This window comes from Sphingomonas oligophenolica, assembly GCF_039522915.1.
Lineage (GTDB): Bacteria > Pseudomonadota > Alphaproteobacteria > Sphingomonadales > Sphingomonadaceae > Sphingomonas > Sphingomonas oligophenolica.
The window spans coordinates 48,836-74,143 of record NZ_BAAAEH010000001.1 but is presented as its reverse complement, the minus strand read 5'-3'; the positions used below and the strand labels follow the sequence as shown (position 1 = coordinate 74,143).

Sequence of the window (25,308 nt, the reverse complement as noted above, 5' to 3'; positions counted from 1 at the left end):
CCGTCGGACGGCTAAAGCCTCTTACCGGCTGAAGCCGGTGGTTTTGACCTCAAGAAATGACAATAAATGATACAAAGACCAAATGGAGTGCCCTCTATTCTCCATGGTTATGGTTCCTGCGGAATTGAGTTTGTGAATTAGAAGAACAGGGTGAGGAGGTCTATTGAGCGGTTGGTGGACTTCGATGTCTATGCAGAACCGATCAATCTGGATCGGGAGAAACTGTCATTCGTGAATCGGGGCCCGTTCGCCTTGATCGAAGCGGTGGACGCGGGCCGGGTCCACGGAAAAGGAGATCGCCTCTCCAGTATGGGTCGACACGTCCTCGGAGCATCGCGCCGTCAGTATCGTGCCGTCCGGCAGTTCGGCGTGCACCAGTGCCTCGTTGCCCAGATGCTCCACCGTGCGAACCTCGCTCCGCAAGATCCCATCCGTCGCGATCTTCAGATGTTCCGGACGGATTCCGATCGTCGCGGCACCATACGGGCTCGCGTAGGCCCCGGTCAGGAAGTTCATCTGGGGTGAGCCGATAAATCCCGCCACGAAAATATTGGCGGGCCGGCGATAGATATCGAGTGGCGTACCGACTTGCTCGATCCGGCCGTCGCGAAACACCACGATCTGATCGGCCATAGTCATCGCCTCGGCCTGGTCATGGGTGACATAGACCGCAGTGATGCCAAGGTCCTGTTGAAGCCGCCGGATTTCGAACCTCATTTGCCCACGCAGCGCGGCGTCGAGATTCGAAAGCGGCTCATCGAACAGAAACGCCCTGGGCTGTCGAACGAGCGCTCGTCCGATTGCCACCCGCTGGCGCTGCCCGCCGGACAGCGCGGCGGGCTTGCGATCGAGCAGGTTATCGAGGCTGAGCATCTTCGCGACGGTCTCGACGCGGGCGGCGATTTCGCTCTTCGGCGAACGGCCAACCTTCAACGCAAAGCCGAGATTGGCGCGCACCGTCATGTGCGGATAGAGCGCGTAGGACTGGAAGACCATCGCGAGCCGCCGTGCGGCAGGCGGAGTGTGGGCCATGTCGACGCCATCGATCAGAAGGCGACCCGCGTCGATGTCTTCGAGCCCGGCGATCAGCCGGAGCAAGGTCGTCTTGCCGCATCCCGATGGTCCTACGAAAACGGTGAACTGGCCGTCGGGGATGACAAGATCGATATTGTCGGTCGCAAGATGGTCGCCGAAGCGCTTGCTGACACCTTCAAGGATGATGGCGCTCATCGGCGGCGGGTTCCGTTGATCATTTGACTGCTCCGAAGGTCAGGCCGCGAACGAGCTGGCGTTGGCAAAGCCAGCCGATGACGACCACCGGCGCGATCGACAGCATCGATGCGGCCGAGAGCTTGGCCCAGAAAAGGCCCTGGGGACTGGAAAAGGCGGCGATGAACGCGGTCAGCGGCGCCGCGTCGGTGCTGGTGACGTTGAGGCTCCAGAAGGATTCGTTCCACGCCAGCGTGAAGATCAGGAAGAAGGTCGAGGCGAGGCCCGGAAGCGCCATCGGCGCGAGGACGACAAGAACTTCCTGTAACAGCGAGGCTCCGTCCATGCGCGCGGCTTCAAGGATCTCGGCGGGCACTTCCTTGAAGTTCGCATAGAGCATCCACACCGCGATCGGCAGGTTTCCGGCCGCGAGCAGCAGGATCACGCCGAGATGCGTGTCGAGCAGGCTCCAGTCGCGATAAAAGAGGAAGATCGGAATGAGCGCGCCGACCGGCGGCAGCATCTTCGTCGACAGCATCCACAACAGGAGGCCGCGCGTATGCCGCGTCGGTGCAAAGGCCATCGCCCAGGCCGCCGGCACACCCAGCAGCAGGACCAGCGCCGATGATCCGCCGGCGACGAGGATCGAGTTGCGAAGCGCATCGGCATAGTCGCCACCGGTTACGACGTCACGGTAGTTTTCGAGCGTCCAGGAAAAGCGCACGAAGCGCGGCGGAAAGGCGACCGCCTCGAGCTCGGGCTTGAAGCTGGTCAGGAGCGTCCAGAGCAGCGGAAAGGCGATGGTAATTGCCGCCACCCAAGCGAGCGCCGTCAGCAGGATCGAAGAACTTCGGCTGCGCATCATGCGTCCAGTGAGCGGCCGACCGCCCGAACGAGGAAGAAGGCTAGGATGTTGGCGAAGATCACCGCAACAATGCCGGCCGCTGACGCAGCGCCGATGTCATACTGGAGCATGACCTGCGAATAGACGAGGAAGGCAAGATTGCTGCTCGCCCGCCCGCCGCCTGTCGTCACAAAGATCTCGGCGAACACGCTCAGCAGGAAGATCGTCTCCATCATGACGATGATTGCCATCGGCCGCGCCAGATGCGGGAGCACGAGATAGCGAAAGATCGCGAGCGACGATGCGCCGTCCAGCTCGGCCGCCTCTCGTTGCTCCCGGTCGAAGGACTGGAGCGAGGTGAGCAGGATCAGACAGGCAAAGGGCAGCCATTGCCAGGCGACGATCAGCCCGATCGACGTGAGGGGCGCGTTGGCGAACCAGTCGAGGGCAGGCATGCCGAAGAGCGAAGCGATCCAGGCGAAGAAGCCGGATACCGGCTGCATCAGCAGGTTCTTCCAGAGCAATGCCGCGACCGGTGGCATCACGAAAAAGGGCGAGATGATCAACAACCGCAGGATACCCCGTCCGATCACCGCGCGCTCGATCAGCAAGGCGATCGCCAGCCCAAGGCCGATGCTGAGGGCGAGGACGAGGCCGATCAGCAGCAACGTGTTGCCGAGCGCCGGCAGGAAGCCGGGATCGGTCACGAGCTTCACATAATTCGCAAGGCCGACGAAGCGGTGCGCCCCTGGAGACAGCAATCGATAGTCAATGAGCGAGAACCAGAAGGTCGCGATGAACGGCAGGATCGAGGCTGCGAGGAGCAGGACGACCGCGGGCGCGACGAGCAGGCGTCCTTGCCCGCGAAGATAGGCTCGGCTGGAGCCGGCGGGAACGGCCGGGGCCGTCATTTATAATAGCCTGCTGCAGCCATCTGGCGCTTCGTCGCAGCCTGCGCTTCGGCCAGAGCATCGTCGGGTGACACCTGCCCCGCGACGGCTGCGGCGAACGCCTGGCCGACCTCGGTGCCGATGCCCTGAAATTCGGGGATCGCCGCATATTGGGCGCCGACATAGCGGACCGGCTTCACTGTCGGAGCGGCGGTATTGACGGCATTGATCGCATTCAGCGTGGTGTCGGCAAAGGGCGCCACGCGGCGATAGTCGGGGCTCGTGTAGAGCGATTTACGCGTCCCCGGCGGCACAGCAAGCCAACCGAGGCGATGCGCAACGAGGCTTGAATAGGCAGGCCCCGCGGCCCAGCGGATGAACTCCTTCGCCGCTGCCGCCTTGCGCGAGCTGGCGGGAATGGCGAGCGCCCATGTCCACAACCAGCTCGCGGGGCGCCCGAGATGCTCGTCCGGGGGCGGCGCAAATCCCACCGTCGCCGAAACCGTCGACGTTTTCGGGTCGCTGAGAAAGGGAGCGGCGACGGTTGAGTCGAACCAGATGGCGCATTTGCCTTGCGCGAACATCGCCAGATTCTCGTTGAACCCGTTGGCGACCGCGCCTGGCGGACCGTAGCTGCGCAGGGCCTGGACATAGGTCGTGATCGTGGTGCGCCATTCGGGCGTGTCGAACTGGGGCTGCCAGCGTTCGTCGAACAAGCGGGCGCCGAAGGAATTGGCCATCGCGGTGATGAGAGCCATATTTTCCCCCCAGCCCGCCTTGCCGCGCAGGCATAGGCCATAGACTCCCTCGCTCGGGCGATTCAGCTTCGCGGCTGCCTGGATCAGGAAATTCCATGAGGGAACCGCAGGCATGATGATGCCGGCCTTCCGGAACAGGTCGGTGCGATACATTGTGATCGCACTCTCGCCATTGAACGGTGCGGCATATTGAACCTTGTCATAGGTCACCGCCGAGCGGATCGGCCCGATCAGATCATCAGCCCGATAGGTGGGGCCGAGATCGTCCAGTGAGGTAAGCCAGTGGCGCTTGGCCCATACCGGAACTTCATAGGCGCCGATGGTGAGGACATCATATTGGCCACCGCGGATAGCGACATCGGTTGTGACGCGCTGACGCAGGATATTCTCCTCGAGCACGACCCATTTCAGATGGATCGACGGATGGCTCGCTTCGAAGTCCCTTGTGAAATCCTTCAGGCGAACCATGTCGCCATTGTTGACCGTCGCAATGGTAAGGGTCGTTCGCCTGTTGTCGCCCGGTGTGCACGCACCCAACGCAATCAGCGACAATATCGCCCACCTCGACCTCATCCTCGTTAGCATCCTGCTCCGTCTTATTTTGGCGGGACAGGCCCGCAGTCTTATCTTGGCGGGACACGCCCGCAGTATTCGGAATCAACTCGGATCAATCTGTCACCGAACAATCTGGTCCGGCATCCCAAGAGTGTCGGATTGGCGGTTTCGATCGAAGGTGGTCGCGCCCAACCGGATTTGTGAACAGTCGCTCGAGACGCAATCGAGGAAAATGGGCGCGCCACCAGGACGGTGAGGCGTGGGTTTGGGCACGGCTCGGTCCCTCGGCGCTTTCAAATTCCCCGCTTGAGCGTGTTCACCGTGATGAGGGACGGACAAAATGTCCAAGTCCGATATCTACAGGCCGTATTCGTGAGGGTTATAAGGGTTGCGCCCTCCAATAGCGGGTCCGCCTGGTACCCCATTTATCGCAACCTCAGATTCTGGTGGGTATTGGTGCCTAAAAAATGGTGCGCGCCATGACTCTGTTACAGCACAGCATAACCGTGGAGAATATTCCTACGTTAATCCGGACTTTGACGTTCTGCTGAGTTTACGACACGCCGAAGGTGAGATTTCTGGACCCGCTACAGCCCTGCAAGCGTGGAAGTTGTGACGGCATTTGCGTTGGAGGCCGGAATGCACCTGATTTGCGGGGAAGCGCTGTATGATTTGTTCGTCGACGAAGGCGAAACGGGATCGACCGGCGAAGTCCGGCTAAAGGCTGTCGCTGGTGGCTCGCCGTTCAATGTCGCGGTCGGGATGGCGCGGCTTGGAGTGCAGGTCGGCTTCGCAAGCGATCTCGCGCGGGATTTCTTAGGCGATCGGATCGCCGCACAATTGACTACTGAGGGTGTTGCGAACCAGTTTTTGCGGCGCTCTGCCGTCATCACCGCTCTGGCGATCATTGCCACCGACGACCTTGGCAAACCGCGCTACAGTTTCTCTGGTCTCGATCAGGCGCTCTACTACCCCGTTGGAGAAGTGATCGACCAGGTCGAGGACAAGATAGAGGGCGTTCATCTTGGTTCGATTGCCACGGTCCTGCCTAACTCGGCTCGACCACTCCTCTGTCTCGCACACCGCTTCGCCGACCGTGCGTTGATCAGTTTCGACCCAAATGTTCGTCTCTCGGTCGTCCCGGAGCGTGCTACTTGGCACGGCGCCATCGAAGATCTTCGACCCCTGTGCCACGTCATAAAAGTGAGCGAGGAGGATATAGCGCTTCTCTATGGCGACGCCGATCCTGATGCCATCTGCCGTGCCTGGCTGAACGATCGAACCGCGCTCGTCGTGCTCACAAGAGGCTCCCAAGGGGCGTCGCTCTTCACCCACGCGGCCGGCTGCGTCGAAATTCCACCTGCGGACACTGTTGTGGTTGATACGGTCGGCGCTGGCGACAGCTTCATGGCCGCAATGTTGTCGATGCTGACTCAAGAACGATGGGTCTCATCCGCAGCCATCGCATCACTCAACGCAAAACAACTCTTCGCACTAGGGTCTTTCGCCGTTGGTGCGGCCGGCGTGACTTGCTCCAGACGTGGGCCGATCCTTCCAACATCCTTGGAATTGGAGGCACTCACTCGATGCTCAATCGACGGCGCGGACGTCTGATTGTGATGGACCGGAAAGCTGAAGTGATAGCCGATGATGGGAACAGCCAATGACATCCATGAATCTTTCCCGCGCTGACTTCCCTGTCCTGCCCACTGGATTTGAGCGGCCGCTGTTCGATGTGCGGAGGGTCTCTCATGGTATCGTTCATCTTGGACTGGGTGGATTTCACCGCGCCCATATGGCTCGTTACGCTCATGATCTGATGGGGCAGGATGAGACCGCACTCGCGTGGGGCATCAAAGGCGCGGGTCTCAGGGCCTCCGACAAGGAATTGCTGGATGTGCTCGCCGATCAGGACGGACTTTACACTCTGGTCGAACGTGAAGGCTCGCGGGAACATCGCGTCGTTATCGGCTCGATCGTCACGACGATCGACGCCTCTGCATCGACTGATGCGCTGCTTTCGGCGATCGATGCGCCTGAGACGCGCATTGTCAGCACGACGGTGACCGAGAACGGCTACCATCTCGATCGCGCCACTAAGGCGCTCAACTTCGCAAGTCCGGAAATCATTGCCGATCTCGCGGCTCCGAATCGTCCTCGTACGGTTCCCGGGATATTGGTCGAAGCGTATCGACGTCGGCGAGCGGCAGGAGTGCGGGCCTTCACGTCGCTTTGTTGCGACAATATCCAGCATAACGGCCAGGTTCTGAAGGCGGTCGTGCTTGCGCTTGCCGATCGCCAAGATCCGGATCTAGCCAGGTGGATCGACGCGAATGCGAGTTTCCCAAACTCGATGGTCGACCGGATCACGCCGGTGCCGACCAGCGAGGAGATCGTCGCATTGTGCGCCGAGACGGGGCTCAGGGATCGGGCGTCGCTCCACGCCGAGATTTTCCGCCAATGGGTGATCGAGGACAATTTCGTGGCGGAACGTCCGGCTTGGGAAAAGGTCGGGGCGCAATTCGTCCGCGATGTGGCGCCCTACGAGTTCATGAAGCTACGGCTTCTAAATGGAAGCCATCTAGCAATCGCAGGACTCGGACAGCTGTCGGGATATTCGTTGATCAGTGAGACGATCGAAGATCCGCTCATCCGCCGCTACATGACAGCCCTGATGGACAACGAGACCGGACCGACTCTCATGCCGGTGCCAGGGATCGACCTGGCGGACTACAAGCAGTCGCTGATAAACCGGTTTGCCAACAGAGCCATCAAGGACACCACTCAGCGGGTCAACAACGATGCGCCCGTCAACGTCCTGGTCGACCCGATACGCGACCGCCTCGGCGGGGATCAATCAATCGACCTGCTGGCTCTTGGTCTGGCAGCTTGGTGCCGTCGTGTGGCCGGTGAAGGCGAGAATGGCGAATCCATCACGGTCATCCATCCGATGGCTGATATTCTGGCGTGCAAGGCGCAAGAGGGCCGCAATGATCCCACGCCTTTGCTGTCGATCACCGAGCTGTTCGGCCCGCTCGGTCGTGATAAGCGCTTGATCGCGGCTGTCGGCAGATGGCTGGCACCTATTTATGAAAACGGGATCAGGGCAACGATAGCCGCAGGCGCCGATCAAGGACTGTTCTGAAGGATATCGTGGAGCAAGCGAGCGGCACCTCTGCCCGTTCGGAATCGAGGGAGGCAATAATTCTGGGCGAACTGCCCAAAGCAACGAGATCGCAAAAAACCGGTTACGATACGCACCCAGATAGGCGATAGCGCAGACCGTTCGAACACATCGTGGGGCTAGGCACCGAAATCTGCGACAATCGCGCTATCGCCTGTTGAATCGCCGCAGATCGCGACCGGAAACGTTCAGCCGCTGTGGGACACCGTTTATCACATCCAGAAATCGGACGCGCTCGCACGGGTTCTCGGAGCTTGCCATCTGCCAGTAATCGCCCCTGCGGAGCAACGTGTTCTTGGCGCGAGATCCAGCGTCAGTCTCGAGCACGAGGCGCTCGCCCTGCGCGATGACCGTGCGCCACCACCCGCCCATCGGATCGGTACCAACGTAATCACCTTGCAGAGCTGCCAGGTCCGCAGGGACTGTAGGCTGTGGCACTGCAGTACCGCGTCCATAAAGCGTGCCTCCGAACCAAACGGCTGTGACACGGTCGCCGCTGCGCTCGAAATCGAAAACGTGAGCTCCGAATCGGGGATGATCGGACATGAATTTGTGGTCCCCCATGGGCTGCATGCGTCCTTCGCGACCGTCCGCCGAGAGAGTCAGGCGCGCCGGGCGAGCGATCAGCTGAAAGCGGGCGCCGTTGGGACCAATGAAGGTGCCGGCATAATCTTCGGCGCTGCTAATCTCGTCCGGCGAGGGTGTTTCAGGAGGACGTGGCGGCTCACCACCTTCGCGAGCGTACCGTAACAGCTTGCAGGCGTACTTGCTGATTTCTTCCGGCCGGTAACCCGCAACGCGCGCGTTCACGCTTAGGAAGCAGCCCACGCCTGTAACGGGGTCTACGGTCATCGATGAGGCAAAGCCCCACGTTCCTCCCGTATGGTGAAGCGCGCTGTGACCATCGAAATCAATTACCTCCAAGCCACTTGCGTAGGCCGCGCCCTTTCCGAAAGCTGCCGCAGCTGCCGGTTCCGCTGCGGTGATGAACCTTCGCGCGCTGGCATCGGAAAGGAGGGGAGCGCCGTGGCCCCGACCAACGGCGATCAGGTACCTGAGATACCGCGTCATCGCATCCGCAGATGTGCCAATATTACCGTCGGGCGTATCGAAGTTTATCCATTGCGTCTGCCCCAGGGGAACATTCGTCATTATCGATCCACTGGCATCAAGTGGCGAATAGCCAACCGCGTAGCTCGCTCGGTCACTGACCTGAAGCGTCTCCTTCATACCGGTAATTCCGAGCGGCCCAATGACCAGTTCGCGCAAGGCTAAAGGATAGGGCTTGCCGGTGACTTTCTCGATCAACATGCCGATAAGTTCGTAGCCGGTATTGCTGTAGGAGAAGTTGGTTCCAGGAGTGAAACCGGTCCAAAGCTTGTGATCTGGAACCCTCGGGAACACGGGGGCGCTGCGGGGCAGCCCTGCCGTATGGCTCAAGATCTGCTGCACCAAAATGGGTTCGGCCGGCAGTGGGGCGTCGGGGAGATAGCGCGACAATGGAGCATCAAGGTCGATCGTTCCCTGATCGACAAGGCGGTACACGCACAAGGCGCCAAACGATTTACTGATCGACCCAATCTGAAACAGATGCGAGGGATCCATCGGGATCCGGCGATCCATATCAGCCCACCCTAGGCACACGACGGCCGCAAAGCCCTCGGCATCGACGAGGCAAAGACTCAACCCCGGAATGCCGGCCGTGACAAGATCCCGCTCGGCATAGGCGACGAGCTTGTCGATGGCGGCTCCATACGGGTGCCTGGACGTTCCGCGATCGCGGACTGTGATAGCCCGCGGATTGCCTGTCGCTCTTGCAATTCCTGCGACTGAAGCCGCGGCAGTGCCTGCTGCTGCGATTTTCAGTAACGATCGCCTATCCATGATCTGTCGCCTCAATATCTTCGGTCTGATTTTTATTAACCCAAGCAGTGGCTGCCCGGATAAGCTGGCGTTTGGTCTGCATTGCCTCAGCTGCATTACCGAGTGGGCGGCGGGCTCTAGTGCCGGCGTTGTTGTGCAGGCGATGGCCGGGGGCCGGCAGCAAACCAAAGAAATATCGGTTATGAACTCGCCCTCTCTAGCGTCATAGCCATCCGCTGCCGTAGGCCGGTGACCGCGTCAAACCGGCCTAGGCAGCGGGGTCTTTACATCTTGAATCGTACTCCGAACCGGAAGGTCCGCCCGAGAACGTCATAGAGGTTCGGGCTGATCGCGAGCGGGTTTGAACCCACCGAGGGGCCGTAAGCGGTCGCTACTGGGTCCGTATTCAGGAGATTCTGGACCACAGCGAATACTTCCAGCCTTTTCGAGACCGTGTACTTGAAATTGCTGTCGAAATATATCGCCCCGGGAATGTGGTTGTCATCGATCGTGGGGTGGGCGGGCGTGGCTGTCGGACAGGCCGAGGCGCACGAGATGTAGCTCGTGTTTAGAACTCCATCGCTGACCCCGCGCAGTGTGAAGCCGAGGGAGAGAGGTCCCTGGTCCCAGTTTATGCTGGCTTGATACTTCCAGCGTGGAAGAGACTGCATTACCACGCCGCCTACACCGTCACTATTGGTGCCAACGTTGTCGGTTGGTGTCGTGATGCCGTTGTTGATCAAATTCTGTAGGAAATGCGTCGCCAAGCCGCGGATCGTGAGAGTTCCGTCTATAAATGGTGCGACTGAAAGATGCCGACGGTAGCTCGCTTCAAAGTCAATTCCACGGTTCAGCTGTTTGGCAAGATTGATCGGAACGACATTTACTTGGGTTATAGCGCCAGATCCATCGCGGATAATGGCGGCACAAGCTTGTGAAGATCCTTGAGCGCATTGGTCAATTATCTGCTGCGTGCTCGTGGTAAAAATCGAATTGTTGATGTCGATTCGGTAGTAGTCCACTGAAGCTTCGAAACCCGGCAAGAAGCGCGGCCGAACAACAACCCCAAGGTTGAGGCTATTGGCTACCTCCGGCTTCAGATTGGTGGTTCCACTCGTGACAGTTAACACCCTTGGGCCTGCGTTCGTGCCGGTAACTGTATCGAAGAGTCCCCCCGAGGTAGCGGTGGCACCAACGGCGAAAAGGTCAGACAGATTGGGCGCACGAATGTCGCGCGACCGGGTTATGCGAAACGTAATGTCATCGATCGGCGAATATGTCAGGCCTGCCTTCCAGGTCGTGACTGCGCCGGATAGGCTATAGTCCGTTTGGCGAACCGCCCCATTCAGATCCATGCTCTTGCCGAGGAACTGGTCCTTGAGCAATGGAACTACGAGCTCAAGGTAGCCTTCGGTGACTTGGTATGAGCCCGAAGTGGCATGCTGGTTGCCGGACCGCCAGCCATTCGTGTTGGATAGCGGGTCATTGCTACCACTGACCGCCTCTCTGCGATGCTCTATACCTGCAGCCATTGAGATTGGGCCAGCCCAATCAGAAAAGGGCGTGCCGTGCAGATTCGCGGCGAATACGTCCTGAGTTAGTTTGGTCCGGCCCCAAGGCCTACCGGCAACATATGCGAGAGCTGCTGGCGAATTCACTCCGATACCGAACACATTGTAGGGAACGCAATTTGGATTGGTCGCAACTGACGCGCACTGGATCGCGCCTGTGGTCGGATTCCGCACCGCATCGACCGCAGCTTTCAGATTTGCCAAATTGAACTGGTATGACTCTACGTAGATGTCGTTGGTCGTCGTCTGACCGTAAGCATCCCAACTCCAGTTGGAGCCCAGCGCGTTAAAGTCACCATTAAGTCCGGCGACGAACCTTCTGGTACTGCGGCGCGTCAATGCGATTACCGAACCATAATCCTGATTGTAGCTGCCCAGCGTAAAAGGCGTCGTGCCTGCCGCTGCCGCCACGCTGGCGGGGAGGAACGCATTGGTGACGGGGTTGATGGTGAAGAAATTGAATCCCGCAAAAGCGAGCGCGTTCTCGTCAGAATGAGCCTGGCCATAGGAGGCCTGCCCAAATATCTGAACATGGTCGCTCAGGTCGAAACTCGTGCGGAAGAAGATGTTTTTCCGATCCAGCCTGGGGGCGAGATCGCCAGCCTGTGACGCGAAATCGTACGCGTCATTCTGACCACCTTGCATGAAGTTGCCGCTAACGGTGCCATAATTGTACCGAAGGGGGATGCCTCCGGCCCCGAAATATGTGCCCTTTGCAGGTCCCGATGTAATGATGCCCCCTGGCGTTGCTGTGGCAAAACCGGTGAATGTCGTTAAGAACTGGGGTTGGCCATTACCGGCGGCGTATGCCGGATTTGTTCCCAGCAATTTGGCCGTGCGAGCCCAAGAGCGGGGCACACCGGTGATGCCATTGCTATGGGCGTCTTCTGCACTCAGCAAAATGTGGCCTCGGCCGCCTGCGAAGCCGGAGCCCCAGGTCAGTGATACCTTATAGTCACCGTTATCCCCATAAGTCGTGAGGCCACCTGAAACCTCGCCCTTTAGGCCGGTAAAATCTTTGTCGAGCACGAAGTTGACAACGCCGGCAACGGCGTCCGAACCCCAGCCGGCAGACGCGCCTCCGGTCACAACATCAACACGTTTGACAAGGGCTTGGGGCAGATTGTTGACGTCGACCCAGCCGGTTAGTGTTGAGGCGGCGATCCTTTGCCCGTCGAGAAGAACCAAGGTTCGGTTGGGACCTAAATTGCGCAGATTAAGCGTATTGATCCCCGATTGGCCACCGCTGACGCCGGCAACGGCGTTCAGCGGCGTGGCACTGCCAAACATCGAGGGAATCTGGTTGACGAGGTCGGCGATGTTAGCAGGTGCCTTATTGGCGATTTCCACCGCACCGATCACGGATGTCGGTGTCGGCGCCTTGTAACCGTCGCGAACGACACGCGTAGCGGTGACTGTTATTTCGCCAGTTTCGATCGGAGCCTTTTCGCTGGGTTTTGGCTCGGCGGTCTGAGCGGACACCGTATGCGCTGATGTCAGCGCATACATCGCGATTGCAAAGGACGAAACGGTCCTCAAAGCTGGCCGTTTGACTTGATCGCTACTACCCCTGGACATGGTCTTCCCCTTTGGTTTCCCTGACGGCCACGCCTGTGCGTGTCCCGATTCTGAAACCTAAGTGCCGCAAATAATACATACAAAGACCGAAAATCGCGGCTTCTATTCTCCAGGGTTATAGCTTTTTTGTCCTTACCGGCCTTCGCCGCGACTGAGAGCGTGGTCTGTTGGTTCTTTGGCGACGTTACCGATGGCTCGCTGGGTGTGCCGGGGAGCGATGGAGGCAATTTCTGAAGCCCACATCGTTTGGCTATTCCCAGCAGTTATGGTCGCGCGCTCATATCTTTGAACCATCGGCGTTGAACGACAGGACGACCGTCTGCGAAAAGAAAACGGAAAAGGGGCTCTCTGTCTGTATCAGGTTTCGCCGAGCATCTTTTGCGAAATCCTTTCCGCCGTCGCCCGAACCTCTTTTGCAAATGCCTCAACCAACTGGGCATTGCGACTCTCGGCGCTTCGGCAAAGTTGGAAGTTATAGAGAATTTCAGGCTCGAAGCGGCGCGCGACCAGCCGGTGCTCCAAGCCACTCACCATGAGTGGATGCACCAGTGATATTCCGATGCCGTCGGCAACGAATTCGCACACGGTTGGGGCGATGTTAGCGATCAACGCTATATTGGGCTCGACCTCGTGTTCTTCGAACATCCGCCCCACCAAGGCGCCAACGTCGGCATCAGGATGGAAAGCGATGAAGGGCATTCGCTTGATGTCATCGATCGTCACAACACTCTTCTGGGCCAACTCGTGATCAGGTCGCATGACACATACGAGCGGATGTTCGAGGAGAGGCTCCTTGGTGATGTAGGGGTTGTCGATGTTCGCACCAACCAGGCCGACATCGAGTTTCCGAGTAATTAGCCAGTCGACGATTCTCTGCGACGTTCTAGACTCTATCGAGCAGAACACATTTGGGTTCTGCTCCAGAAAACCGGCCGTCGCCCGCTGCACGAACGACCCCGACAGCGCAGGCATGACACCGATTGCGAGGCGCCCTTGTTCCTCGCGACGAATGGCATCCACGGCGTTCTCGACCTGGCGCACGCCTGCGAAGATCCTACCGACCTCGTCATAGAGGCGCATTGCGTGTTCAGTAGGGGCAAGGCGCCCCTTTACACGATCGAATAGCTTAAGGCCGGTGTCGAATTCCAAGTGGGCGATCAGCTTGCTCATCGCCGGCTGCGAAATGTTCAGTAGCTGTGCCGCGCGACTCACCGTCCCGTTTTCCACGACCGCCTTGAACGCCTCGATCTGACGAAGATTGATATGCCTTGGCATCTATAACCCTAGAGAATAGCCGGTCCCGATTTTCGAGTTGGACGCATGGACCATGCGCCCATAGCGTGACTCCATGCAAGAGGAATTCCTATGAAAGCGGACGTCATTGTTATCGGCGCCGGACTTGTCGGAGCGGCGATCGCTTACGGTCTGGCGTCCCGTGGCATTCGGGTTCTCGTCCTAGATGGAAACGACAGAGATTATCGCGCATCGAACGCGAATGGCGCGTTGGTTTGGCTCCAAAGCAAAGGGATGGGGTTGCCGGGATACCAGCAATTCTCGCGAACCTCTGTCGATTTGTGGCCGGATTTCAGCGCGGAAATCAACGAGGCGACAGGTTTCGATCTCCAGAACGAGCATAACGGCGGCCTAGCCTTCTGCCTGAGCGAGACGGAATTCGAGCAGCGCCGCGCGCTGCTTACCCGCTGGCACGATCAGCTCGGCGGATCGAAGGTCAAGCCGGACTGGGAGATGGTTGGTCGGAACGCGCTGGCGAAGCTGCTTCCGAACGTTGAACTCGGCCCCGAGGTCGTTGGCGCAAGCTACGGACATCGGGACGGCCAATGCAATTCACTGCGCCTGTTGTCCGCGCTTCATGCTGGAATCATGCGCAAGGGCGGCCAACTGCGCGGAGGGGCGATCGTTAGCTCGATACAAAAGACCGGCAGCCAAGACTTCACGGTCGACCTCGGCGACGAACGGATCTCGGCGGCCAGGATCGTAATCGCAGCGGGCCTTGGGTCGAAGGCGCTGGCGGCGCAGGTCGGCCTTGACTTGGCGATCAGGCCGCAGCGCGGACAGATGCTGGTTACGGAGCGACTGGAGCAATTCCTGCCGTTGCCGCTCCACGGCATAAGCCAGACGAAGCAGGGCACCGTCCTCATCGGCGCAACGAAAGAAGAAGTCGGCTTCGACGCATCAACCACCAGCAAGGCTGTTGCCGACCTTAGCAACATGGCGGTGCGCTCGTTGCCTGGTTTGCGGGGGGCGAAGCTCGTCCGGCAGTGGGCGGGCCTCCGGATCATGACGCCGGACAGTTGTCCCATCTATCAGGAGTCCGAGACTCATCCTGGCGCCTTCGTCGCCGTGTGTCACTCGGGCGTTACCCTTGCCGCCGCTCACGCTGGCGTGTTGGCCGACGCGATTGCCGCCGGCCGACTAACGCCCTTTTTCGATGTTTTTCACCAAAGGCGCTTTGATGTTCCGAAAGCTGCATGAACCTGAAGCTGGCATAATGATCGACATTGACGGCGTTGCCGCGGCAGCGGAGCCCGGCGAAAGCGTCGCGGCGGTGCTTCTACGGCAACCCGAGCCATGGTCACGACTTACGCCAGTCCACCAGAACCGGCGCGCGCCCTTCTGCATGATGGGTGTTTGCTTCGACTGCCTTGCTGAGGTGGATGGTGTTTCCTCGGTGCAGACCTGCCTCAAACCGGTGTGCGACGGGATGCGAGTTGCTCGACAGCTCGGACGCCCGAGGATCGATCGATGAACCGCGTGAATCTCCTCGTGGTCGGCTCCGGCCCTGCCGGGATGACGGCTGCGATCACGGCCCGCAGCTATGGGCTCAACGTGATGGTCATCGATGATCAGGCAGAACCCGGTGGTCAGATTTGGCGCTCGGTGGAAGCTGCGACGCGCCGGGACGACATCCTGGGTCCATCTTATGTCGAAGGTCGCGCTGTCGCAGAAGCGTTCCGCGCGAGTGGCGTGATCTATCGGCCGGGTGCCAAGCTCTGGCAGCTCGAGCCGGGTTTCCGCGCGTTCGTGTCATTCGAGGAGCAGGCGGAGGTTATCGAAGCGGAAGCCGTCATCCTCGCGACCGGCGCACAGGAACGCCCCGCTCCGTTTCCAGGCTGGACCTTGCCCGGCGTACTGACCGTCGGCGCGGCGCAGATTCTGCTGAAGAGTGCCGGCCAGATTCCTGCCGAGCCGGTCTGGATTGCCGGGAGCGGACCCTTGCCGCTGCTCTACGCCGTCCAGCTCATCCGTGCCGGGGGCCGGCTCGCCGGCTTTTTGGACACCACGCCGCTAGGGCAGTGGAGATCCGCGCTCAGGTACTTCCCCGCAGCACTGCGCGCCAGCGGCGATCTCCTCAAGGGCGTTGAATGGAGCGCCGCCGTCAAGAAAGGCTGCGGGCTCTTTGTCAAAGGCGTGACCGAGATAGAGGCCATCGGCAAAGAACGTGTTGAAGGCGTGCGCTATCGGACTCACAAGGGTTCTATGGCGGAAATCGAAACCAACCTGCTGCTTGTCCACGAAGGGGTCGTTCCGCACATTCATGCGGCGCTCTCGGTCGACTGTGCGGTCGCCTGGAACTCGGCGCAGGATTGTTTTGTACCGGTGGTCGATGAGTGGGGCGAAAGCTCCCAGTCGAACCTGTACATTGCAGGTGACGGAGCCGGCATTGCCGGGGCGAAAGCGGCGGTCTTGCGTGGAGAACTTGCCGGCCTTCGCGTTGCTTCGAAGCTTGGTGGCTTGAACGAGGATGATGCCCATCTTGCCGGGCGTCCTGCTCGGAGGAAGCTCGCTCGCGAACTCTCAATCCGCCCATTTCTTGACGCGATGTTCAAGCCTCGGCGTCAGATTTTTTCGCCGGCCGATAAGACGATCGTCTGCCGCTGCGAGGAGATCACCGCCGGTGATGTCAGGCAATTGGCGAATGTCGGTCGGCCAGGGCCAAGCCAGATGAAAACTGCAACGCGCGCCGGCATGGGACCATGTCAGGGCCGACAGTGCGGCTATACGGTAACTCGGCTGCTTGCGGATTGTCAGCACCGTGAGCCCGCCGATGTCGGTTTCTTCCATATTCGGCCTCCCCTTAAACCCGTTACCGTTGGTGAGTTGGCGTCTCTCGCTCAACCGGCGACCCCATGAGCACGATTGAAGCAAAAGCGCCGAAACGCCGAGGTCACTTGCACCCCGTGCTGATCATGGTGGCGCTGTTGCTCGCAACGATGGTGCTGACCCACCTGATTCCGGCCGGCAAGTATCAGCGTAAGGATGGGAATGTCGTCCCCGGTAGCTATCACACGGTCCCGAAGGTCAATGGCGTTCCGGCGCTGATTGCCCCGAGCGCGCCGACTGCGGATCAGGCGCCGGCCAAGGCTGCGGGGATCGTCGCCGTGTTCGCTTCCATCCCTGCGGGAATGAGCAAATCCGCCAGCCTGATCTTCATGGTGATGTTCGTCGGCGGGATGTTCGGCGTGCTGCGGGCCACCGGCGCGATTGACGCCGGAATAGACCGGCTGCTGCACCTTACTTCCGGAAATGTCTATCTTCTGACGACCGGCTTGATGCTGGTCCTTGCATGCGGCGCCACGTTTCTCGGCTTCATCTCCGAGTATCTGGTGATCATTCCCGTCGTCGCGGAAATGGCGCGCCGACTCAAGCTGCCCGCCTTGTTCGCGCCGGCAGTCGTGCTCGTGCCCAGCTTCATTGGCTACGTCGCATGCGTCACCAATCCGCTCGTCCTGACCGTAGCGCAGCCATTGGCCGGCGTGCCGATATTCAGCGGTTTTGTGCCGCGCTTTTTGATATTTGCTGCGATGTTCGGAGTGGGGCTGGCTTATGTGCTGCTCTACGTGAGTCGGCAGCCAAAGGTCGATCACGTTCCCGAAGCGACGCGACTGACGAAGCGCCACTCCGCTGTCCTCATGGCCGTGGCGCTGGGCGGAATAGCTTTGCTCACGGGCACAGGGCTCTGGGATTGGGGCAGTCCCGAACTTGGCGCCGCGTTCGTTGCCTATGGCGTCCTGATTGCCTTTGCGGGAAAGCTGGCACCGGGTTCGGCGGCGGACGCCTTCCTAGACGGTATGCAAAGCATGCTCCTGGCGGGGATCATGCTGGGTCTGGCAAGCTCCATGGAGATACTCCTCCAAACCAGCCAGGTCTTGGACACGGTCGTGCAATCGTTCGCCAATATGATCGCAGGACAAACGTCCTTCGTGGTCGTGGAGGGCATGGTCTTTGGCCAGATGGTTTTTGGATTCTTGATACACTCTGCCGTGCCCAAATCGGCGATCAGCTTGCCGATCCTGGCACCAATTGCCCACTTCGCTGGCGTAAGCAGCCAGCAAACGGTGACGAGCCTGCTTGTCGGGACCGGCCTGATCAACATGATTTCTCCGACCAACGGCCTGTTGCTGGCATTTCTGGCGGTGGCGAAGGTCGATTACGGTGAGTGGTTCCGCTTCGTAGCACCGCTGTTCGCTATTCTCTGTGTGGTCGGCTTTGCAGCGGTCTACCTGATCACGGCACTCGGCGGGTAGTACCCCCGGCAAGTTAAGCCGGTCCGGTCCGGTGCGTTGCCGAGTGCGTTGCCACCAATCTTCCACCATCTGCGTAGCGCGGCCATCGTTGGCGATGCCGTCGAACCATTGGTGCGGGCGTTTGTCGTCGACCCAAAGTCCATAACTCCCGAGAATAATCCGGCCGATCTTTGGACTTGGACGAATAGAAGCCTTCCACGTAGCGGTGCAGGCGGCATCTTCAGATCATGAGCAAGGATTCGTCGTGAACGATATCATCCGGATTGAGACCAACTCGCGTGCCAGTCGCGCCGTCATCTACAATGGCATTGTCTATCTTTGCGGCATGACAGCTGAAGATCGCAGTCAGGACATACGCGGCCAGACTCAGCAGGCATTGGCCAGGATCGAGAAATATCTCGCCCTCGCCGGCACGGACAAGAGCCGCCTCCTGACTGCGCAGATCTGGATCAAGGACATCGTCAACGACTTCCCGATCATGAATGAGATCTGGGATGCCTGGACGGTGCCGGGCTCCCCGCCAACGCGCGCGACTGCTCAATGCGACATGGGCTCGCCCGAAGTGCTGGTCGAGATCATCGTCACGGCGGCTTTGCCGCTTCAGGCATGACCGAACATGCACAGGAAGTCTTCCCAGGGCGTTGCAAACCGTCCGTCTCTTGAGCTGCATATACCCGAGCCGGCGGCGAGGCCCGGCGATGCGGCACATTTCGGCGCTTCACAATTGCCAGCAGCAGGCCAAACCCGCCGCCCCGACACATTGGCGTTGGAAGCCGACATGCGGGATTTGCCGTTTGGCCTGATCCGCGTGTTGGACGAGGATGATTGCGCGGTCGGCCCATGGGCGCCGTCGCTCACGGGCGAACAACTGGTGCGCGGACTGCGCGCGATGATGCTGACGCGGGTGTTCGACGATCGGCTGTTCCGCGCCCATCGTCAGGGCAAGACCAGCTTCTACATGAAATCAACGGGCGAGGAAGCGATCGGCGCGGCCCAGTCGATGGTCCTTGGTGCCGACGACATGTGTTTCCCCACCTATCGTGTCGCCAGCTGGCTGCACGCTCGAGGCTATCCTCTCTCCGAAATGGTCAACCAGATATTCTCGAACGAGAAGGATCCGTTGAGGGGCCGCCAACTCCCAATCCTCTTTTCCGCGCGCGACTATGGCTTCTTTTCCTTATCGGGGAACCTTGGCACCCAGTATGGGCATGCGGTCGGTTGGGCGATGGCGTCCGCCTACAAAAATGACGACAAGATCGCGCTCGCCTATGTGGGCGAAGGCACCACCGCTGAGGGCAACTTCCACGAGGCGCTTACTTTCGCTTCGGTCTATCATGTGCCGTGCATCTTCTGCGTCACGAACAATCAATGGGCGATCTCCAGCTTTTCTGGAATCGCCGGCGGCTCCGAGACGACATTTGCGGCAAAGGCGCTTGCCTACGGCATCCCCGGGCTGCGGGTAGACGGGAACGACTTCCTTGCCGTGTGGGCTGCAACCGAATGGGCGGCTGAACGTGCGCGGTCAAACCGCGGCGCAACGCTGATCGAGCTCTACACCTACCGCGTCGCAGGCCATTCGACTTCCGACGATCCGACCAAGTACCGTCCGGCAGACGAGGCGGAGTACTGGCCGCTCGGAGATCCGATCAAACGGCTAAAGCAGCATCTCATCCATCTTGGCGAATGGGACGAGGAGCGCGATGCCGCGCTCGCCGACGAGTTGGACAAGGAAGTCCGAAGGGCGGTGAAAGAGGCAGAGGCAGTCGGCACCCTCGGCAAATCCAAGCCGCCGCTGTCGGAAATGTTCGAGGGTGTTTTCAAGGAACCCGACTGGCGCGTGCTTGAGCAGCGCCGTGAGCTCGGGATCTGAAGATGCCGACGATGAACATGATACAGGCTCTCAACTCGGCGCTCGACGTGAAGCTCGAGCAGGATCCCGATGTGCTGATATTCGGGGAGGACGTGGGATATTTCGGAGGCGTCTTTCGCGCCACCGACGGGTTGCAGAAGAGGCATGGCCTGACGCGTTGTTTCGACACGCCTATAGCTGAGGGTGGAATCGTGGCGGCCGCCATCGGCATGGGCGCGTACGGTCTGCGGCCCGTCGCGGAAATACAATTCGCCGACTATATCTTCCCCGCTTTCGACCAGTTGGTGTCTGAGGCGGCGCGGCTGCGCTATCGCTCCGGGGGACAATTTTGGGCGCCGATCACGGTGCGGTCTCCATATGGCGGCGGCATCTTCGGCGGGCAGACGCACAGCCAGAGTCCAGAAGCTATTTTCGCCCACATCACCGGATTGAAGACGGTCATCCCGTCCAATCCCTACGACGCCAAGGGGCTGCTGATCGCCGCGATCGAGGACGATGATCCGGTGATCTTTCTTGAGCCAAAGCGGCTCTACAATGGACCGTTCGACGGTCGTCATGACGTGGCTGTTGGGAACTGGACCGGGCACAGGGATGCCGAGGTCCCGGAGGGACATTATTTGGTCCCATTGGGGAAAGCCGCGATCGTCCGGCAGGGGAATGATGTGACCATACTCGCCTACGGGACGATGGTGCACGTCGCACTGGCTGGTATCGCGGACAGCGACATCGACGCTGAGCTGATCGATCTGCGGTCGATCGTCCCTTTGGACATCGACGCGATTGTAAGGTCCGTCTCGAAAACCGGTCGCTGCATTATCCTGCACGAAGCCTCGCGATTTGGGGGCTTTGGCGGTGAATTGGCGGCGCTGGTCCAGGAGCGCTGCTTTTACCACCTTGAAGCCCCGATCGAGCGCGTCGCCGGCTGGGACACGCCCTACCCGCACGCATTCGAGTGGGATTATTTTCCGGGGCCCGCGCGGGTGACCGCCGCGCTCCGTCGTGTGACGGAAAACCTCTGATGGCGCGCTATGTTTTCAAACTTCCGGACATCGGCGAGGGCATCGCAGAGGCTGAAATCGTAGCTTGGCACGTGGCGGTCGGCCAGCGCGTCGAGGAAGATCAGGGCGTCGCTGACATGATGACCGACAAGGCGACGGTCGAAATGGAATCGCCAGTGTCGGGCATAGTGGTGGAACTCGCAGGTGAGGTCGGCGAGCAGGTCCCGATTGGCGCGGCCCTGATGGTAATTGAAACGGAGACCATCGCGGAAGATACCGCAGAAGAGGTCGATGCCGCGTCACAAGCCAGTCCTCGCATTGACGCGCCTGATGTGGCGGACCGCCAGGGCAGGCTGGAACCTACGCCGATCGTCGCACAGGCGGCCGAAACCCCACCGACAACGGGACGGGGAATTTCGAAATCCACCGAGGCAGCGCCTCAGGAAGCCGCATCTGGTTCGGACGCACCCCCACTTGCCTCCCCCGCAGTCCGCGCTCGCGCAATCGATTTGGGCATCGATCTGTCACTTCTGCGAACCGAAGGCAGGCGCGTGCGGCATGCCGACCTCGACGCCTATCTTCGCTACCGCGCGGAGCAAGGATATCATTCTCCGCACGCATCACACCGCAGGCCAGACGAAGCGATCAAGGTCATCGGCATGCGCCGTCGGATCGCTGAGAACATGGCCGCGTCCAAGCGGGCCATTCCACATTTCACCTATGTAGATGAGATCGATGTCACAGCATTGGAAGCAGTGCGCAGCGACCTGAATGAAACGCGCGGTGACCGCCCGAAGCTGACTATGCTGCCGCTCCTGATCGCGGCGATCTGCAAGACGATCCCGGCCTATCCGATGATCAACGCCCGCTATGACGACGACGCAGGCGTGGTGACACGGCACGGTCGTGTCCATCTTGGCATGGCGACGCAAACTGACGCTGGGCTCACCGTGCCGGTCATTCGGGATGCGCAGGACCGCAATGTGTGGCAACTCGCGGCGGAAATCCTTCGGCTGGCCCAAGCGGCCCGAGCGAGCAAGCTCAAGCCGGATGAGATGGGTGGCGGCACCCTCACAATCACGTCGCTGGGACCGCTGGGCGGGATCGCGACGACGCCCGTCATCAACCGGCCGGAGGTGGCGATCATTGGCCCAAACAAGATCGTCGAGCGGCCCGTCTTCGCGGGCAAGGAGATCGTTCGTGCAAAGCTGATGAACCTTTCGATCAGTTGCGACCACCGCGTGGTAGACGGGTGGGACGCGGCGAGCTTTGTCCAGGCGTTAAAGCGCTTTATCGAAACGCCTGTCCTGCTGTTTGCAGACTGACGGTCGATGATGAGGCCTCTCGACTTTTTCCTTGGTGAGAATGCGGACATGATCCGCGACACCACGCATCGCTTCGCTACCGATCGTATCGCGCCGCTCGCCGCATGGATTGATGCGGAGGACAGCTTCCCGCGCGATCTATGGCCGGAAATGGGCGCGCTTGGCCTGCACGGCATCACCGTCGAGGAGGAGTTTGGCGGCTTAGGTCTTGGCTATCTCGAGCATGTCATTGCCTGCGAGGAAGTCAGTCGCGCTTCGGCCTCGATCGGCCTCTCCTACGGCGCGCACTCCAACCTCTGCATCAACCAGATCCGCCGCTGGGGTTCGCCCGAGCAGAAGGCAAAATATCTGCCCAAGCTGGTGTCGGGCGAGCATGTCGGTAGCCTCGCCATGTCCGAGGCCGGTGCCGGGTCGGACGTCGTGAGTATGAAGCTGCGCGCCGATATGGTGGACGGCGGTTACATGCTCAACGGCACCAAATTCTGGATCACCAACGCAACCTATGCGGACACGCTGGTGGTCTATGCCAAGACATCGCCTGACGCCGGATCGAAGGGCATAACCGCCTTCCTGATCGAGAAGGATTTCGCCGGTTTCTCAATTGGCCAGAAGATCGACAAGATGGGGATGCGCGGAAGCCCGACCGCCGAGTTGGTGTTCGACGACTGCTTCGTGCCCGAAGAGCAGATCATGGGGCCGCTCGACGGCGGCGTGAGAGTGCTGATGTCGGGCCTCGATTACGAGCGGGTCGTGCTTTCAGGCATCCAGCTCGGCATCATGCAAGCCTGCCTCGATGTCGTACTGCTCTATGTGCGTGAGCGCAAACAATTCGGGCAGGCGATCGGTACCTTCCAGCTGATGCAGGCCAAGATCGCGGACATGGTGGTCGCGCTCAACTCGTCGCGGGCCTATGTATATGCGGTGGCGAAGGCGTGCGATGCGGGCAAGACGACCCGCCACGATGCTGCCGGCGCGATCCTCCTCGCCTCCGAAAACGCGGTGAAGGTCGCGAACGAGGCGATCCAGGCATTGGGTGGCGCCGGCTACACGAGGGATTGGCCGGTGGAACGCTATCTGCGCGACGCCAAGCTGCTCGATATCGGTGCCGGTACCAACGAGGTGCGGCGGATGTTGATCGGGCGGGAGTTGATCGGCCCATGACGACGATTTCCACGCTTGCGGACCCCACCTCGGGAGGCTTCGCTGCCAATGCCGCGCATAATGGCGCGTTGGCGGCGGAGTTGCGCGGCAAGGTGGCGGCCGCCGCGCTCGGCGGGTCGCCCGAGCATCGCGAGCGCCATGTTTCGCGGGGCAAGCTGCTTCCTCGTGATCGCATCCATCGTTTGCTCGATACCGGATCGCCCTTCCTCGAAGTCGGCGCACTGGCGGCAAACGGCATGTATGAAGGCGGCGCGCCCGGCGCGGGCGTGATAGCCGGCATCGGGCGCGTCTCGGGCCGCGAGTGCCTGATCCTGGCCAACGATCCGACCGTAAAGGGCGGCGCCTATTTCCCGATGACGGTCAAGAAGCATCTACGCGCACAGGAGATCGCGCGTGAGAACAGGCTTCCGTGCGTTTATCTGGTCGACAGCGGCGGTGCCAACCTGCCGCACCAGGCCGAGGTCTTCCCCGATCGCGATCATTTCGGGCGCATCTTCTACAACCAGGCGCAGATGAGCGCGGAGGGTATCCCCCAGATCGCCTGCGTGATGGGAAGCTGCACCGCAGGCGGCGCTTATGTGCCCGCGATGTCGGACGAGACGGTGATCGTCCGCAACCAGGGCACGATCTTCCTCGCCGGGCCTCCCTTGGTGAAGGCGGCGACGGGCGAGGTGATCAGCGCAGAGGAACTGGGCGGCGCGGAAACGCACGGCCGCAAATCCGGGGTTGTCGATCATGTCGCGGAGAATGACGAGCATGCGCTGCTGATCGTCCGCGATATCGTCGCCACGCTCAATCATCCCAAGTCGGTGGATATCGAGATTGCCGAACCGCGCCCGCCCAAGCTCGACCCGGCCGATCTCTACGGCATCGTCCCCAACGACGTGCGAGCGCCCTATGATGTGCACGAGGTGATCGGCCGCATCGTCGACGGCTCCGATTTCCATGAGTTCAAGGCGCTGTACGGCGCCACGCTCGTCTGCGGCTTCGCGCGGATCTGGGGCATGCCCGTCGCGCTTCTCGCCAATAACGGCGTGCTGTTCAGCGAGAGCGCGCAGAAAGGTGCGCACTTCATCGAGCTGGCCTGCCAGCGGCGAACACCCTTGCTATTCCTACAGAATATCTCGGGCTTCATGGTCGGTGGGAAATACGAAGCTGAGGGGATCGCCAAGCATGGCGCCAAGCTCGTGACGGCCGTCGCCACCGCCAGCGTGCCCAAGATTACCGTGCTGATCGGCGGCAGCTTCGGCGCAGGGAATTACGGCATGTGTGGCCGCGCCTATCAACCACGCTTCCTCTTTACCTGGCCCAACGCGCGGATCTCGGTGATGGGCGGCGAGCAGGCCGCCGCCGTCCTTGCGACAGTTCACCGCGATGCCGAAAGCTGGACGCGGGAACAGGCCGAAGCGTTCAAGGCGCCGATCCGCCAGAAATACGAGGACGAGGGCAACCCCTATTACGCCACCGCGCGGCTGTGGGACGACGGCATCATCGATCCCGCCCAGACGCGCGACGTGTTGGGCCTCGCCTTCTCCGCCACGCTCAACGCCCCGATCCCCGAACGCGCGACGTTCGGCGTGTTCCGAATGTGAGGCATACGCAATGATCTTTCCTGAGCGGTGGGCCGATCAATGGATCGACGGCTGGAATAGACGCGACATGGAATCGTTGCTTTCGCTCTATTCCTTGGAGATTGAACTGCGTTCGCCGTTCGCGAAGGTTTACGCAAGTGAGGGCCTGATCAAGGGCAGGGCCGATGTTCTGGCATATTGGCAAGAAGCTATCCGCCGATTGCCAAATCTCACATTCGAGATGGTGAAGGTCTATAGAGGGCACCAAGCATTATCGATGCACTACGTAGATTCTATCGGCCGAAATAGCATCAAGACAGTTCTGTTTAATGATCGGGACGAGGCAATTTTCGAGACAAATTGCCTCGATCGACTGCGCTGAGCC

General features: G+C 60.3%; 20 protein-coding genes. 13 read left to right on the top strand and 7 right to left on the bottom strand.

The window, feature by feature from the left end; all coding sequences use genetic code 11:
• Nucleotides 1–225 precede the first annotated feature (225 nt).
• Genes ABD050_RS00320 through ABD050_RS00305 form a run of 4 tightly spaced genes read right to left on the bottom strand, consistent with a single transcriptional unit; the run spans nucleotide 226 to nucleotide 4,169 of the window.
• Nucleotides 226–1,230 carry an ABC transporter ATP-binding protein gene (locus ABD050_RS00320; protein ID WP_343887110.1) on the bottom strand — a complete coding sequence of 335 codons (1,005 nt, stop codon included), beginning with the start codon at nucleotides 1,228–1,230 and terminating at the stop codon, nucleotides 226–228.
• A 19-nt stretch (nucleotides 1,231–1,249) separates the two neighbouring features.
• Nucleotides 1,250–2,074, bottom strand: coding sequence for a carbohydrate ABC transporter permease (locus tag ABD050_RS00315; RefSeq protein WP_343887109.1), 825 nt, complete (start codon nucleotides 2,072–2,074; stop codon nucleotides 1,250–1,252).
• The gene (locus tag ABD050_RS00310; RefSeq protein WP_343887108.1) at nucleotides 2,071–2,964 is read right to left on the bottom strand and encodes a carbohydrate ABC transporter permease; all 894 of its coding nucleotides are present in this window, start codon (nucleotides 2,962–2,964) and stop codon (nucleotides 2,071–2,073) included. Before ABD050_RS00310 ends, ABD050_RS00315 begins: the two co-directional genes overlap by 4 nt.
• A complete protein-coding gene (locus tag ABD050_RS00305) occupies nucleotides 2,961–4,169 on the bottom strand; it encodes an ABC transporter substrate-binding protein (protein WP_343887107.1) in 1,209 nt (402 codons plus the stop codon). Before ABD050_RS00305 ends, ABD050_RS00310 begins: the two co-directional genes overlap by 4 nt.
• A 699-nt stretch (nucleotides 4,170–4,868) precedes the next feature.
• Between ABD050_RS00305 and ABD050_RS00300 the strand changes: the two genes are divergently transcribed.
• Both ABD050_RS00300 and ABD050_RS00295 read left to right on the top strand, forming a co-directional pair.
• Nucleotides 4,869–5,870, top strand: a complete 1,002-nt coding sequence (locus tag ABD050_RS00300; RefSeq protein WP_343887106.1) for a carbohydrate kinase family protein — start codon at nucleotides 4,869–4,871, stop codon at nucleotides 5,868–5,870.
• A gap of 49 nt (nucleotides 5,871–5,919) precedes the next feature.
• Nucleotides 5,920–7,401 (top strand): mannitol dehydrogenase family protein, encoded by a 1,482-nt coding sequence (locus ABD050_RS00295; RefSeq protein ID WP_343887105.1) that lies wholly within the window; start codon nucleotides 5,920–5,922, stop codon nucleotides 7,399–7,401.
• A 186-nt stretch (nucleotides 7,402–7,587) separates the two neighbouring features.
• Here the strand turns inward: ABD050_RS00295 and ABD050_RS00290 are convergent, their stop codons facing one another.
• The 3 genes from ABD050_RS00290 to ABD050_RS00280 all read right to left on the bottom strand — a co-directional run bounded on the left by ABD050_RS00290 (nucleotide 7,588) and on the right by ABD050_RS00280 (nucleotide 13,727).
• Nucleotides 7,588–9,324, bottom strand: coding sequence for a serine hydrolase domain-containing protein (locus tag ABD050_RS00290; RefSeq protein ID WP_343887104.1), 1,737 nt, complete (start codon nucleotides 9,322–9,324; stop codon nucleotides 7,588–7,590).
• A gap of 263 nt (nucleotides 9,325–9,587) precedes the next feature.
• Nucleotides 9,588–12,383, bottom strand: a complete 2,796-nt coding sequence (locus ABD050_RS00285; RefSeq protein ID WP_343887103.1) for a TonB-dependent receptor domain-containing protein — start codon at nucleotides 12,381–12,383, stop codon at nucleotides 9,588–9,590.
• A 426-nt stretch (nucleotides 12,384–12,809) separates the two neighbouring features.
• Complete coding sequence (locus ABD050_RS00280) at nucleotides 12,810–13,727, bottom strand: LysR substrate-binding domain-containing protein (protein WP_343887102.1); 918 nt, start codon at nucleotides 13,725–13,727, stop codon at nucleotides 12,810–12,812.
• Between the two features lie 90 nt (nucleotides 13,728–13,817).
• Between ABD050_RS00280 and ABD050_RS00275 the strand changes: the two genes are divergently transcribed.
• The 11 genes from ABD050_RS00275 (at nucleotide 13,818) to ABD050_RS00225 (ending at nucleotide 25,305) form a co-directional block, all read left to right on the top strand.
• Entirely contained in the window at nucleotides 13,818–14,945 is a 1,128-nt protein-coding gene (locus ABD050_RS00275; protein WP_343887101.1) for an NAD(P)/FAD-dependent oxidoreductase, read from the top strand.
• Nucleotides 14,902–15,219, top strand: a complete 318-nt coding sequence (locus ABD050_RS00270) for a (2Fe-2S)-binding protein (protein WP_343887100.1) — start codon at nucleotides 14,902–14,904, stop codon at nucleotides 15,217–15,219. Before ABD050_RS00275 ends, ABD050_RS00270 begins: the two co-directional genes overlap by 44 nt.
• Nucleotides 15,216–16,604 carry an FAD-dependent oxidoreductase gene (locus ABD050_RS00265; protein WP_343887099.1) on the top strand — a complete coding sequence of 463 codons (1,389 nt, stop codon included), beginning with the start codon at nucleotides 15,216–15,218 and terminating at the stop codon, nucleotides 16,602–16,604. The genes ABD050_RS00270 and ABD050_RS00265 overlap by 4 nt, the downstream gene beginning before the upstream one ends.
• Nucleotides 16,601–17,998, top strand: a complete 1,398-nt coding sequence (locus ABD050_RS00260; protein ID WP_343887098.1) for a YfcC family protein — start codon at nucleotides 16,601–16,603, stop codon at nucleotides 17,996–17,998. The genes ABD050_RS00265 and ABD050_RS00260 overlap by 4 nt, the downstream gene beginning before the upstream one ends.
• A 244-nt stretch (nucleotides 17,999–18,242) precedes the next feature.
• Nucleotides 18,243–18,608: a RidA family protein gene (locus ABD050_RS00255; RefSeq protein WP_343887097.1), complete on the top strand. Its 366-nt coding sequence runs from the start codon at nucleotides 18,243–18,245 to the stop codon at nucleotides 18,606–18,608.
• Between the two features lie 6 nt (nucleotides 18,609–18,614).
• A complete protein-coding gene (locus ABD050_RS00250) occupies nucleotides 18,615–19,868 on the top strand; it encodes a thiamine pyrophosphate-dependent enzyme (protein ID WP_343887096.1) in 1,254 nt (417 codons plus the stop codon).
• An 11-nt stretch (nucleotides 19,869–19,879) separates the two neighbouring features.
• Nucleotides 19,880–20,887 carry an alpha-ketoacid dehydrogenase subunit beta gene (locus ABD050_RS00245; protein ID WP_343887115.1) on the top strand — a complete coding sequence of 336 codons (1,008 nt, stop codon included), beginning with the start codon at nucleotides 19,880–19,882 and terminating at the stop codon, nucleotides 20,885–20,887.
• Nucleotides 20,887–22,191 (top strand): dihydrolipoamide acetyltransferase family protein, encoded by a 1,305-nt coding sequence (locus ABD050_RS00240; RefSeq protein ID WP_343887095.1) that lies wholly within the window; start codon nucleotides 20,887–20,889, stop codon nucleotides 22,189–22,191. Before ABD050_RS00245 ends, ABD050_RS00240 begins: the two co-directional genes overlap by 1 nt.
• A 9-nt stretch (nucleotides 22,192–22,200) precedes the next feature.
• Nucleotides 22,201–23,352 (top strand): isovaleryl-CoA dehydrogenase, encoded by a 1,152-nt coding sequence (locus tag ABD050_RS00235; RefSeq protein WP_343887114.1) that lies wholly within the window; start codon nucleotides 22,201–22,203, stop codon nucleotides 23,350–23,352.
• Nucleotides 23,349–24,944 (top strand): carboxyl transferase domain-containing protein, encoded by a 1,596-nt coding sequence (locus tag ABD050_RS00230; protein ID WP_343887094.1) that lies wholly within the window; start codon nucleotides 23,349–23,351, stop codon nucleotides 24,942–24,944. The genes ABD050_RS00235 and ABD050_RS00230 overlap by 4 nt, the downstream gene beginning before the upstream one ends.
• Nucleotides 24,945–24,954: 10 nt before the next feature.
• A complete protein-coding gene (locus ABD050_RS00225) occupies nucleotides 24,955–25,305 on the top strand; it encodes a nuclear transport factor 2 family protein (RefSeq protein WP_343887093.1) in 351 nt (116 codons plus the stop codon).
• Nucleotides 25,306–25,308: the final 3 nt, after the last annotated feature.

What these genes read in the sequence shown, in the direction of transcription:
- ABD050_RS00320 (WP_343887110.1), bottom strand. Translation starts at nt 1,230, where the DNA reads ATGAGCGCCATCATCCTTGAAGGTGTCAGCAAGCGCTTCGGCGACCAT.
- ABD050_RS00290 (WP_343887104.1), bottom strand. Translation starts at nt 9,324, where the DNA reads ATGGATAGGCGATCGTTACTGAAAATCGCAGCAGCAGGCACTGCCGCG.
- ABD050_RS00245 (WP_343887115.1), top strand. Translation starts at nt 19,880, where the DNA reads ATGAACATGATACAGGCTCTCAACTCGGCGCTCGACGTGAAGCTCGAG.
- ABD050_RS00270 (WP_343887100.1), top strand. Translation starts at nt 14,902, where the DNA reads ATGTTTTTCACCAAAGGCGCTTTGATGTTCCGAAAGCTGCATGAACCT.
- ABD050_RS00310 (WP_343887108.1), bottom strand. Translation starts at nt 2,964, where the DNA reads ATGACGGCCCCGGCCGTTCCCGCCGGCTCCAGCCGAGCCTATCTTCGC.
- ABD050_RS00275 (WP_343887101.1), top strand. Translation starts at nt 13,818, where the DNA reads ATGAAAGCGGACGTCATTGTTATCGGCGCCGGACTTGTCGGAGCGGCG.
- ABD050_RS00285 (WP_343887103.1), bottom strand. Translation starts at nt 12,383, where the DNA reads ATGTATGCGCTGACATCAGCGCATACGGTGTCCGCTCAGACCGCCGAG.
- ABD050_RS00235 (WP_343887114.1), top strand. Translation starts at nt 22,201, where the DNA reads ATGAGGCCTCTCGACTTTTTCCTTGGTGAGAATGCGGACATGATCCGC.
- ABD050_RS00240 (WP_343887095.1), top strand. Translation starts at nt 20,887, where the DNA reads ATGGCGCGCTATGTTTTCAAACTTCCGGACATCGGCGAGGGCATCGCA.
- ABD050_RS00225 (WP_343887093.1), top strand. Translation starts at nt 24,955, where the DNA reads ATGATCTTTCCTGAGCGGTGGGCCGATCAATGGATCGACGGCTGGAAT.
- ABD050_RS00280 (WP_343887102.1), bottom strand. Translation starts at nt 13,727, where the DNA reads ATGCCAAGGCATATCAATCTTCGTCAGATCGAGGCGTTCAAGGCGGTC.
- ABD050_RS00315 (WP_343887109.1), bottom strand. Translation starts at nt 2,074, where the DNA reads ATGATGCGCAGCCGAAGTTCTTCGATCCTGCTGACGGCGCTCGCTTGG.
- ABD050_RS00250 (WP_343887096.1), top strand. Translation starts at nt 18,615, where the DNA reads ATGCACAGGAAGTCTTCCCAGGGCGTTGCAAACCGTCCGTCTCTTGAG.
- ABD050_RS00295 (WP_343887105.1), top strand. Translation starts at nt 5,920, where the DNA reads ATGACATCCATGAATCTTTCCCGCGCTGACTTCCCTGTCCTGCCCACT.
- ABD050_RS00305 (WP_343887107.1), bottom strand. Translation starts at nt 4,169, where the DNA reads ATGGTTCGCCTGAAGGATTTCACAAGGGACTTCGAAGCGAGCCATCCG.
- ABD050_RS00230 (WP_343887094.1), top strand. Translation starts at nt 23,349, where the DNA reads ATGACGACGATTTCCACGCTTGCGGACCCCACCTCGGGAGGCTTCGCT.
- ABD050_RS00265 (WP_343887099.1), top strand. Translation starts at nt 15,216, where the DNA reads ATGAACCGCGTGAATCTCCTCGTGGTCGGCTCCGGCCCTGCCGGGATG.
- ABD050_RS00260 (WP_343887098.1), top strand. Translation starts at nt 16,601, where the DNA reads ATGAGCACGATTGAAGCAAAAGCGCCGAAACGCCGAGGTCACTTGCAC.